Annotated in this window: 10 protein-coding genes; 4 read left to right on the forward strand and 6 right to left on the reverse strand. The window is 58.3% G+C overall.

The features are described from left to right. Nucleotides 1-3: 3 nt before the first annotated feature. The 3 genes from P0D89_RS40040 to P0D89_RS40050 form a co-directional block, all read right to left on the reverse strand. The gene (locus tag P0D89_RS40040; RefSeq protein ID WP_408370743.1) at nucleotides 4-846 is read right to left on the reverse strand and encodes a polysaccharide deacetylase family protein; all 843 of its coding nucleotides are present in this window, start codon (nucleotides 844-846) and stop codon (nucleotides 4-6) included. 40 nt (nucleotides 847-886) lie between these two features. Next, entirely contained in the window at nucleotides 887-2,320 is a 1,434-nt protein-coding gene (locus P0D89_RS40045; RefSeq protein WP_408378300.1) for an APC family permease, read from the reverse strand. 80 nt (nucleotides 2,321-2,400) lie between these two features. Continuing rightward, nucleotides 2,401-3,150 carry an SDR family NAD(P)-dependent oxidoreductase gene (locus P0D89_RS40050; protein ID WP_408371190.1) on the reverse strand — a complete coding sequence of 250 codons (750 nt, stop codon included), beginning with the start codon at nucleotides 3,148-3,150 and terminating at the stop codon, nucleotides 2,401-2,403. Nucleotides 3,151-3,378: 228 nt separating this feature from the next. Here P0D89_RS40050 and speB point away from each other — a divergent pair, with 228 nt between their 5' ends. From speB to P0D89_RS40065, 3 genes are all read left to right on the forward strand, one after another. Next, nucleotides 3,379-4,371, forward strand: a complete 993-nt coding sequence (gene speB, locus P0D89_RS40055) for an agmatinase (protein ID WP_408378303.1) — start codon at nucleotides 3,379-3,381, stop codon at nucleotides 4,369-4,371. Between the two features lie 98 nt (nucleotides 4,372-4,469). Continuing rightward, a complete protein-coding gene (locus P0D89_RS40060; protein WP_408369838.1) occupies nucleotides 4,470-5,459 on the forward strand; it encodes a LysR family transcriptional regulator in 990 nt (329 codons plus the stop codon). Beyond that, a complete protein-coding gene (locus tag P0D89_RS40065) occupies nucleotides 5,434-5,649 on the forward strand; it encodes a transposase (RefSeq protein ID WP_408369835.1) in 216 nt (71 codons plus the stop codon). Before P0D89_RS40060 ends, P0D89_RS40065 begins: the two co-directional genes overlap by 26 nt. A gap of 48 nt (nucleotides 5,650-5,697) precedes the next feature. Here the strand turns inward: P0D89_RS40065 and P0D89_RS40070 are convergent, their stop codons facing one another. From P0D89_RS40070 to P0D89_RS40080, 3 genes are all read right to left on the reverse strand, one after another. Then, complete coding sequence (locus P0D89_RS40070) at nucleotides 5,698-6,348, reverse strand: glutathione S-transferase family protein (RefSeq protein WP_408378306.1); 651 nt, start codon at nucleotides 6,346-6,348, stop codon at nucleotides 5,698-5,700. 242 nt (nucleotides 6,349-6,590) lie between these two features. After that, nucleotides 6,591-7,757 (reverse strand): enolase C-terminal domain-like protein, encoded by a 1,167-nt coding sequence (locus P0D89_RS40075; protein ID WP_408369829.1) that lies wholly within the window; start codon nucleotides 7,755-7,757, stop codon nucleotides 6,591-6,593. A gap of 24 nt (nucleotides 7,758-7,781) precedes the next feature. After that, complete coding sequence (locus tag P0D89_RS40080) at nucleotides 7,782-9,128, reverse strand: cation:dicarboxylate symporter family transporter (RefSeq protein ID WP_408378309.1); 1,347 nt, start codon at nucleotides 9,126-9,128, stop codon at nucleotides 7,782-7,784. Between the two features lie 257 nt (nucleotides 9,129-9,385). Between P0D89_RS40080 and P0D89_RS40085 the strand changes: the two genes are divergently transcribed. Then, nucleotides 9,386-10,111: a GntR family transcriptional regulator gene (locus tag P0D89_RS40085; RefSeq protein ID WP_408378313.1), complete on the forward strand. Its 726-nt coding sequence runs from the start codon at nucleotides 9,386-9,388 to the stop codon at nucleotides 10,109-10,111. Nucleotides 10,112-10,575: the final 464 nt, after the last annotated feature.

Here is a 10,575-nt window from a genome sequence, read left to right on the forward strand (position 1 = left end):
CTTTCAATAGGACATGTCTTCAGTCACAAACTGCTTTTCTTTCCACGCCGCGAGCAACTCCTGTGGTGTACAGAACCAGACATCGTCATGCTGTTTCATATGGGAAATTAGCGCGTCGAGCATCACAATGCGTGAAGCGCGTCCGATGATTTCCGGGTGCATGGTCAGCATGAAGTAACGGCCTTCCTGATACAGCGCATCAAACTCGGCCTTCCACAGCCTGAACACCTTGTCAGGCTCTTCGATAACCGCGCCGACCTGAGGCACTGCGGAATAGGCAAACTGCTCCCAGTCATCCAGCAGCCACGTTACAGGCAATTCAAGGATGCGCCGCTTGCCTGCTTGAACCGAGTAGGGAACATCACTTCCCATAAGGCTGCTGTCGAACTCAAAGCCGTGCTTGTCCAACAGCTCGAGCGTTTGGGGCGTCACTTCCCATAACGGTGCGCGAAAGCCGGTTGGCGTGACGCCTGTAATGCTCTCAAGAATCGCTTTCGACTTGGCAAGGATGGCATCCTCTTCCTGGTACGTCAGCTCATCCGTGCGCTCATGCAAATAGCCGTGGCAGCCAATCGGATGTCCGTCGTCGTGGATAGTCTTCACGACCTGCCGGTCAATCTCGGCCGTATAGCCCGGGATAAAGAACTGTGCCTTGAGCCCGTGACGCTTGAGCAGGTCCAGAATTCTGGGGACACCGGCCCGGCGTCCGTACGCACCCATCGACAGCAGAGAGAGCCGTTTGTGGTTAGCCGCGTCGCTAATCCAGCCCGACTCGGCGTCCACGTCAAAGCACAACGACACGGCAGCGCGGTAGCCGTTGGGCCATTCAAATGATTTCAAGTGCATGAGTATCCCCGGTATGTCTCGACGTCACGTCGCGTGCTCTTCATGATGCCTCGATGTTAGCTGACTGTGCGCTTCGGCTGACTCGCGAGCGCCGGCGGACGACTACGATAAGCAGACCGGTCACCAACGTCCCAGCGCCGAGATACCAGGCGTTGTACAGGTCCTCCGGTGCGACCGGATTGGCGCCTGAGGTGTAACCGATGTAGGCGAGCACAGCGATGGCAAGCACGACCGGTACCGACAGCGATGCAGCAAGCAGCGGGCGGTGGAGCTTCCACACGGCGACCAGCATGGCGGCAAGCGCGGAGATGTACGAGGCGACAAGCGTAATGGTGACAACGTCGTAGTACCAGACAATCTTATCAAGAGGCTTCCACCAGACGAGGGCGATTGCGACGATGGACACGACTGTCGTGGCAAGCCAAGGTGCCTTGCGGCTGTTCACAACCTTCAACGCGGCGGGGAGATGATTCTCTTCGCTCATGCGATAGAGCGTGCGGGCGGCTGCATTTGACGATATTTGCAATCCTGCGCACGCGGACGTGATAACCACAAAAAGCGCCAGCCACGTCATCGACGAAGGCAGATATGTGTGTGCGACGGCTGCAATGGGGCCGCCGTTCCCATTTTCCACAATCGCTGCAAGTTTTGCGACGGGGACTGCGTACTGCCACCCGATGGCCGCCAGGCTGTAAATGACAAAGGCAGATGTCAGAACGAGTAGCAGCGAGCGTTGCACTGTCCGGACCGGTACGCGTGCCTCTTCAATGTAGTTGATTGCCGAGTCAAAATTCGCGAGCATCCAAACACCGAACAGCACGCCCGGCCCGATGGCCGACAGCCCGCCAGCCTGCTTCAACGAATACATTGACGCCAGCGAGAGTCCATCCACATGGGGGCGAAGAATGCCAAAAAGCCCAAGGCCGGCAACGACGGCGATTTCGAAGATGAGAAAGGTGCTTGCAACCTTTGCGGTCACACCGACACCTCGGCAGGAAACAGCGAAGAACGTCAGTATCAGGAAGGTTCCGATAATCTTTGCATTCATGCCGCCGGCGAGCGCCGGAAATAGCGCCTGGACGTATTCGGTGCCAATCAGTGCGCACATTGGGGTGACGGCGGTACAGGCGACGGTATAGGTCCATCCAAGCACGGTCCCCACTTCGGGATGGAGAAAGCGGGAGCTAAAGGTGAACACACCACCTGCGGATGGGGCCTGTCGCGTCAGAAACACCATGCTGAAAGCCAGCACAAGCATCGGAAAGAAGTAAGCAATCAGGATAGCGAGCGGAGCCTGGTGCCCGGATATCGAATACAGAATCGACATCGATGATGCTGCGACCCACGCAGGGGCATTGAAGCCAAGCGCTGAGAGCGTGACATCCTTGGTGCCTAATGTGCCCTTGTTCAGCGCCGTCGGCACTTCCTGGATGGTGCCGTACCGGTCATAGCCTACAACGTCTGAGAGTTTCATTGTGGAGTCTCGTTTCGGAACAGGAATAATCGGAACGCAAGGGTTTGGCCCTTCATCATTTGGGACATTTGAACTACCGACTAACCATTCATAACGCCGCCTCCGTTCACACCGACTATCTGGCCAGTCATGAATGAAGAGGCCTCAGACGCCAGGAACACGGCGACGTCTGCGATTTCCCGGGCCGTGCCGAGGCGTTTGAGCGGGTAGCGCGCGGACTCCTCCTCGATGTACTTCGGACCAAGAGCCTCTACCATCGGCGTCAGCACCCCACCCGGGGCGATTGCGTTGACGAGGACGCCAACGCTGCTCAGCTCGCGGGCAAGCGATTTGGTCAACGCGATGATTCCGCCCTTCGCTGCGCTGTAGTGGGCGAGGTTTTCGCAACCCAGTTGCCCAAGGTCGGAGGCTATGTTGATGACTCTTCCTGAGCGCTGTTCCTTCATGAGGCGGGCCGCCTCCCGGCAGAAATGAAAGGTTCCATAGAGATGCACTTTAATCATGCGGTCCCACATGCCGTCGGTCATCTCGGTCAATGGACATTCCTGAAGGAAGCCGGCGCTGTTCACGAGAACATCGATGCGTCGGATATCGGAAAAGGCGGCCTTCACGGCGACCGGGTCTGACACATCGGCTGCCACAAGTGAGGCTGTACCGCCAGACCGCTGAATCTCATCCGCCAGCGAGCTAAGTCCCCTGCGGTCCGGAAGGTCGTTCAGGAGCACATGCGCGCCACGACGCGCCATGGCAAGCGCAATTGCATAACCGATGCCGCTTGCGGCGCCGGTAATGAGACACGTCTTTCCGGCAAGGTTATCCATCTCAGACATAGAAACTCCACACGATAAGAGTTATCGCGCCACGGCGATTTGATGACGCAACTCTAGGAAGGTCAAAAACCCTCATCAATTCCGGAGGCATAAAGTCAACTTATCGACACGAGAAAGCATCGAGAGTAGTTACGCAAGAATGAAAGCTGGCTTGCTTCATTCGAAATTTTTTCAGGCGCGCCGTGATGCTACGTTTTGGGGGTGCTGAATCATCCTTAAGGAGCTTTCATGGCCAGCAATCTGCCTCAACCGCTTGACGCGGGACTCGTGCCACGATTTGCCGGCATCCCGACATTTATGCGCCTGCCCGCCGTGACCAATCTCACGGCCGTTGACATTGCGCTCGTTGGAGTGCCGTGGGACGGCGGCACGACAAATCGCGCTGGAGCGCGGCACGGACCGCGCGAGATTCGCAACATGTCCAGTTTCATGCGCCGGGTTCATCACGTAAGCGGCATTGCACCGTATGACCTTCTGCGTATCGGGGACGTGGGGGACGCACCTGTCAACCCGATTGACCTTCCGGACTCGCTCAAGCAGATTGAGCAGTTCTTCTCGACGATTCATCGTGCGGGAGCCATACCCCTGTCCGCTGGGGGGGACCACCTCGTCACGCTGCCCATTTTCCGCGCGATAGCCAAGGACCGACCGGTGGGAATGGTGCACTTTGATGCGCATTCGGATACGAACGATACTTACTTCGGCAACAATCCGTACACTCACGGTACACCGTTCCGACGTGCTGTCGAAGAAGGCCTACTCGACCCGCACCGCACCGTGCAGATTGGGATTCGAGGTTCCGTATATTCCGCGGACGACCTTGATTTCGCGAAGGCAGCCGGTATCCGGGTTATGCATATGGAGGAGTTCGCCGAAATCGGTGTCGGGGCGACGCTTGACGAAGTAAAGCGCATTGTGGGTCACGGGCCGACGTACGTGAGCTTTGATGTGGACGCGCTCGACCCGAGCTTCGCACCGGGCACCGGAACACCGGAAGTTGGTGGCATCACAACACTGGAGGCGCAGCAGATGTTGCGTGGACTGCGTGGTCTGAACCTGGTCGGCGGCGACGTTGTTGAGGTGTCGCCACCGTTCGACCCGAGCGGCAACACGGCGCTTGTCGGCGCCACGATGATGTTCGAACTGCTCTGTGTGATTGCTGAAGCGCACGCTCAACGCCTTACAATTGCGAGCGAACAACCTACAATCGCCGAAAACTGAGTTCCGCCAGTGCTTCGACACATGAACTGCCTCATCGCTCATGTGCGTGCGAGTTGTCTCGCTGAGCGGCTGGCGGATTGCCACCGCTCATTTAAACTATGCTTGGAAATCTCTCAGACCTAGACCTGAAAGCGTTGCGCGTGTTTTGCACGATTGTTGAGGCTGGTGGGTTCACCGCCGCCCAGACAATCCTGAACACCGGACTACCGCGCCTGAGCATTGTGGTTCGCGACCTTGAGGTACGACTTGGTACCAAACTCTGTCATCGCGGACGACAAGGGTTCCAGGTGACGGAAGAAGGACTCGCCGTCTATGAGGCGGCCCGCGTGCTGTTTTCCGACGTGAGCCGCTTTCTGGATAGCGTAGGCGCACTGAGCGGTCAACCTATCGCCAGACTGGCGTTGGGCGTCGTCGACGGCTTGCTGTCGTACCCGGGTTCTCCCACAGTCGCTGCCTTGCAGCGCTTCCGCAACAAGTCAGACTCGACATATCTAACGTTGCATGTCATGCCGCCGGACGAGTTGGAGAAGGCGGTGCTCGATGAAAAGCTTGCGCTGGCGGTTGGCGCGTTCCACCACCGTTTGTCCGGTCTCGTCTATACCCCCGTCTTTTCAGAGGAGCAACAGCTTTACTGCGGGAAGAATCATTCGCTATCGACGGCGTCCGGTGTCGGGCTGATGGAAGCGATTGCCGAGGCGCCTTATGTCGAGCGCGGCTACATGCTGGAGAGCAACAAACCGCGGCACATGACTTTAAACCGAGCAGGCACCGCTTTCTCGATGGAGGCCATCGCGACGATGCTGCTCACGGGTACCTACATCGGCTATCTGCCGTGCCACTATGCCAAACGTTGGGTCGATGAAGGGGAGTTGTTCGCCCTCGCGCCGACCGCATTTTCCTACTCGTCGGTCTTTAGCGTCATTACCCGACAAGGCAAGGAACTCGATGTGACGACCGGTCTCATGGTCGAAAGCATGTCTGTGTACCCGAATTGTAGTGGTCTAATTTCCTCGGACATGTCGATAGGAGGACAATCCGGAATCGATGAGGAACGGAAACTAGATGACAAGAAGGCGCCGCCAATTTGACGCCAACTTCAGGCTGGAAGCGGCACGGATGGTACGTGACCAGGGGTTATCGGTCAGGGAAGTTAGCCGGTCGATGGACTTGGTTGAGACGGCCGTCCGGCGCTGGGTTGCGCAGTACGACGCAGAGCGTGCTGGCGGCCCCGGCGAAGGCAAGCCGCTGACGCTGAACAGCAGCCATCCGGCAACTTAAAGCGGAAAACCGGCAATTGCGAGAGTACCCCGCACCATGCCAACCTGGCTATTTCCTTTGACTGCTTACCGCATCCTTGAATGCCTGGCGTGACGAGAGGTTCCGATGCCATTCGATGGCGGCCGGTAGCAGGGGTGCCGGTTCCAACACTTGTCCGAAGTTGTCCGCAAGCGAAAACCAGCGGTGGGCGGAAAGGCAGAGTCCGATATCCGCCACCGTGAACTCCGCGCCGGCAATGTACGCCTGAGCAATCAAGACCTTATCCACGATTGCCAGCATGCGCCCGGCTTCCGCGTGCGCTTTCCGTATCACGTCGTAGTTGCGCTGGGGCTCGGGGGTCCGCGTGAGACCCAGGAAAGCAACGCGGAGCGTCGCCCACAGGGTTGCAAGCTGCCAGTCCATCCAGCGCTCGACGCCAGCACGCTCTTTAAGCTCGACCGGAAGGAGCGCTTCGTTGCCAGCTGCGCTGGCGAGGTATCGGACGATGGCATTTGACTCCCACAACACAAAGTCGCCGTCGACCAAAGTTGGCACCAGTCCATTCGGATTGAGCGCAAGGTACTCGGCGGTATTGACAACGCCGAAGTCGAGACCCGCATCAATACGTTCGTAGTCGCGTCCCTCAACAGCGCCCAGCTCGCCAAGACACCACAAAACCTTCTGCACGTTTATAGAAGTACGTCTGCCATAAAGCTTCATCGATGTTCCTGATATCGGTCCTGAGGCATGATACTCCGAAGCCGTCACCGGCATGTCGCCGTCCGGCGCGGCCCGAGCCAGCGGTGACCTTATACTACTGTCCCGTTCGCGACCGAGCGCGCCATATGAGCAGCAGCGCCGAGGTAATTCGCGGGGTCGGTCAATGCTCGCAGTTTTACTTCGTCGAAGCGGCGCGAATAGTGCCGAGTCGAAAACAGTCGTTGCGATTGCGAATTCCCTAATCAGCCTGCGAGACGCGCGAGCCACGGGCGCAGCGCATCCTTTTCTTCAAGCCCGAAGCCCGCAGCATCGGTCGGGCGTACGAGACCGGCGCCGACGCCGCACCCGGCCGGGTATCCGCCGAAGGGCTGGAACACGCCTGGGTAAGCTTCGCACCCGCCAAGCTCCAGGCCGACAGCGATGTGAAGATTGATGAGATGGCCGCCGTGCGGATAGGCCTGCGCACGGTCAAAGCCGCAGCTTTCGACAAGGTTTATCATCCGCGCATATTCCGTCAGCCCGTAGGCGAGTCCGGCGTCCATCTGGAAGATGTCTTTGCCCGGGCGCATGCCACCGAAAAGGGCCAGGTTTTTCACGTCGGGCACGGAGAACAGGTTTTCCCCTGTCGCAATCCGGCCGGCATAGGCCTGCGCAACTTGTCGGTTCAGGTCGAAATCGAGCGGGTCGCCAATCTCTTCGTACCAGCGCAGGTTGTACGGCGTGATGGCTTCGGCATAGGCCAGCGCGGTTTTCAAATCGAAACGACCGTTTGCGTCGACAGCGAGCCGCTGACCCTGTCCGGCTACGGTCAGCGCTGCTTCGATGCGGGCAAGGTCCTTTTTGAGGTCCGCTCCGCCGATTTTCATCTTGAAAGCATCGAAGCCAAGCTCGCGATATCCGTTAAATTCGTCGACCAGACGCTGCGTGCTCTCCTCCGGGTAGTAGTAGCCGCCTGCCGCATAGACGTTGACGCCCTCGCGTTTGCCGCGCCGACCGTAATGTCGCGCAATGGTGGCGTGCGCGGGTTCATCCAGCAACTTGGCGTTCAGGTCCCACACGGCCAGTTCGATTGCTGCTGCCGCTGCGGCGCGGTCGCCATGACCACCGGGCTTTTCGTTGCGCAGGATGGTTTGCAGGACCTTCTCTGGGTCAAAGCAGCGACCCGATACATCGAACAGACTTTCGGGGGGCGCAGCCTTGAGACGTGGAATCATCCGGTCGCGCAGGATGCCGCCCTGCGCGTATCGACCGATAGAGTCGAAGGCGTAGCCGATGACAGGTTTGCCGTTACGCACGACGTCGGTTTCGAGTGCCACGAGCGATACATCATGTTCGGCGAAACTTACGAGGGCATTCGCAACGTTTCCTTCGAGCGGGACGGATATTTCCCTGACGGCGGTGAAACGCATGACTATTCCTTGAACACGTTGAAATCAGATGGTCTTACCGGGAGCGGTGCCGAATACGCGCTGATACTCGTTGCGCGCCGCGCTCTCGTCGAACTCGCCGGTCGACTTGGCAATGACAAGCGCCGCAACGCTGTTGCCCATCGCGTTGCAGATACATACCGCCTGCGAAGTGAACCGGTTGATGCCGAACAGGATTGGCAGGCCTTCGACAGGCAACAGGTCCGAGGCGGTCACAGTGGCGGCGAAGACGATAAACGTGCCGCCTGAAACGGTTGCCGCGCCTTTCGACGTGAGCAGCATGAGTACCAACAATCCGAGTTGCTGGTGAAAATCGAGCGGCACGCCATACGCATTGGCGATGAACATTACGCAGAGCGACATGTAGACCGCAGTGCCATCCAGGTTGAACGCATAGCCGGTCGGCAGCACGAGACCTGTGGACTGACGCGAACATCCCAGCCTTTCCAGTTTCTCGAATAGGCGCGGCAGGGCGCTCTCTGAGGAGGCGGTTGCGAACAGGAGGAAGATTTCGTCCTTGAAATAACGCAGGAAGCGGAACACGTTAAAGCCGTAAAGTCTCAGCACGATACCAAGAACAATCACAACGAAAAAGGCGAGCGAGAGGTACATGACGACAAGCAGATAGCCGAGCGAAATGACTGCATTCATGCCACTGCTACCGATTGCGAAGGCTATCGAACCAAATGCACCGAGCGGCGCGAACTTCATGACGACGTCGACGAACTTGAAGAAGCAGTCTGACATGCGCGACAGGGCGTGCTCGACGCTCGCCCGCTGCTCCGTGTTCAGCATGAGCACCGCAGCGCCGAATCCAATCGAAATCACCAGTACTTGCAGCAGCGAGCCGCTGGCAAACGCGCCAATGAAGTTGTCCGGAAACAGCGTGAGAAGGAAGTGTTCGAACGACGTCGAGCCTGCATTGCCATACTGCGCATGTGCGGCGGCAGCAGCTTCCGGACTTTGCACGAGACGCATGCCCAGGCCTACGCCCGAGACGTTCGCAATCACCATGCTGATTGCCAGAGCGATGGACGAGACGACTTCAAAGTAAATGAGCGCGCGCAATCCGATACGCCCGACGTTCTTCAGGTCACCTGCCGCCGCAATGCCGAGCACAACGTTCAGAAATACCAGCGGCGCAACAATCATCTTGATAAGCCGCAGAAAAATGTCGCCGAGAATTTTCATCTCGACGGCAAGCTTCGGCGCGATGAAACCGAGTGCGAGACCGAGTACGATGCCCGCAACAATCTGTACGCCAAGGCGCGCGTATATGGGTGGCTTCTTTCGCGCTGGCGCACGGTGCGGCAGCGCGCTATCAGGATTTGCCATTTCGCTATGAACAGCCATGCTTGTCTCCGTTTTCGCGCCAGCATACGGTGGAAAAATAACCTACAATATGTCCGTACTTGTTTATTATGTCCGGACTATATTGGCGACATGGGAGGAGGTCAACTCGGGGTTTACCTCCACTTCGGCTGCCGGGACCGAACTCGATTTGGGCCTGACTTGGCAACCTTTTTCTCACGGGCTAGCATCAGCGCACAGCAAGTCCGGGTCGTTGCGGCCCCGATGCACATCTCTCAACAGACGAAAGGAATGCAGCAATGAAGCCCCGATACGCCGAACTGGCGGACCAGCTCATCCAGGCAATCGGCGATGGAACCTTTGGAGTGGGGGCGGCGTTGCCGAGTGAGGTCGATTTGTCCGCGCAGTTCGGCGTGAGCCGGGCGACTGTACGTTCTGCGCTTGAAAGAGTGCAGGAGTTGGGATTGATTTCACGGCGCAAACGCGCAGGAATCAGAGTGGAGGCGGCCAGGCCGCGCGTTGCGTTCGAGCAGTCGCTGTCCAGCGTCGAAGACCTGGTTCAGTTTGCGGTGGTCACAGAACGGCACGTACAGTCAATTACGGAAGTGTCTGCTAGCCCTTCACTGGCCGCGAAGCTTGGTGTAGAGACCGGCTCCCGCTGGCTGCGGGTTGAGTTGCTGCGTGTGGACCCCACGAAGCCTGAGGCCCCGATATGCTGGACCGATGTCTATTTGGAAGCGGCGGTAGGCGCGGGTATCCGGCGCGAACTCCGAAAAAGCTCGGGGCTGATTTGCGAAATGGTTGAGCGGCACTTTGGCCGGCCAGTACAGGAAGTACGACAGGAAATTCGGGCGGTCGGTGTGCCAGCGCGGGTCGCTGCATCACTTGCCACCGAACCCGATGCTCATGCGCTTGAGATAACCCGGCATTACGTCGACCAGCGTGGTGCCGCATTTGAGGTAACAGTAAGCGTATTTCCCGCAGAACGTTTTACCTATGCGCTGCAATTGAAGCGACACAATTGATTGCGCAGGCCCGAGATGCCCGCTGACCGGCAGGCTTGCGACCATGTATATCCCTGAGGCGCCTCCCCAAAAAGTGCCTGTCCGGCGGGGAAAGAGGATGCAGGATGCGGTACATCCATGCAGACGCAAGCAATGAGCGCTGCATATCCGGCGCTACAACTGCCGGTATTCCCGCTGCCGACTCGCAGAGCACTCTCTGCGTCAATCGGCGATATGAGCACCGAGTCGGGCGCCGCGCGCAGCGACACACCATTAGAGGCTTTAGCACTTTTAGTCACGAGCCGCCAGAAGTGCCACCCATTCGTGCGAACCTCGAACTCAATCGCGTTGGTGCGGTCCGCACTTCTGTGCACAATGGCCGTTACGCCGACGCTTCTGCGAGGGCGCGACTTCGTTCGGCTTTGAGCAAGCCTTCTACCACTCTCGCTTCGGCCTTGGCGATACCACCAAGAGATGCCACTGAC

Source organism: Paraburkholderia sp. RL18-085-BIA-A, from assembly GCF_046027075.1.
Lineage (GTDB): Bacteria > Pseudomonadota > Gammaproteobacteria > Burkholderiales > Burkholderiaceae > Paraburkholderia.

Bases quoted from the DNA above. Each gene is read 5' to 3' on its own strand.
- speB (WP_408378303.1), top strand. From the start codon at position 3,379: ATGGCCAGCAATCTGCCTCAACCGCTTGACGCGGGACTCGTGCCACGA.
- P0D89_RS40070 (WP_408378306.1), bottom strand. From the start codon at position 6,348: ATGAAGCTTTATGGCAGACGTACTTCTATAAACGTGCAGAAGGTTTTG.
- P0D89_RS40060 (WP_408369838.1), top strand. From the start codon at position 4,470: ATGCTTGGAAATCTCTCAGACCTAGACCTGAAAGCGTTGCGCGTGTTT.
- P0D89_RS40040 (WP_408370743.1), bottom strand. From the start codon at position 846: ATGCACTTGAAATCATTTGAATGGCCCAACGGCTACCGCGCTGCCGTG.
- P0D89_RS40050 (WP_408371190.1), bottom strand. From the start codon at position 3,150: ATGTCTGAGATGGATAACCTTGCCGGAAAGACGTGTCTCATTACCGGC.
- P0D89_RS40065 (WP_408369835.1), top strand. From the start codon at position 5,434: ATGACAAGAAGGCGCCGCCAATTTGACGCCAACTTCAGGCTGGAAGCG.
- P0D89_RS40045 (WP_408378300.1), bottom strand. From the start codon at position 2,320: ATGAAACTCTCAGACGTTGTAGGCTATGACCGGTACGGCACCATCCAG.
- P0D89_RS40085 (WP_408378313.1), top strand. From the start codon at position 9,386: ATGAAGCCCCGATACGCCGAACTGGCGGACCAGCTCATCCAGGCAATC.
- P0D89_RS40080 (WP_408378309.1), bottom strand. From the start codon at position 9,128: ATGGCTGTTCATAGCGAAATGGCAAATCCTGATAGCGCGCTGCCGCAC.
- P0D89_RS40075 (WP_408369829.1), bottom strand. From the start codon at position 7,757: ATGCGTTTCACCGCCGTCAGGGAAATATCCGTCCCGCTCGAAGGAAAC.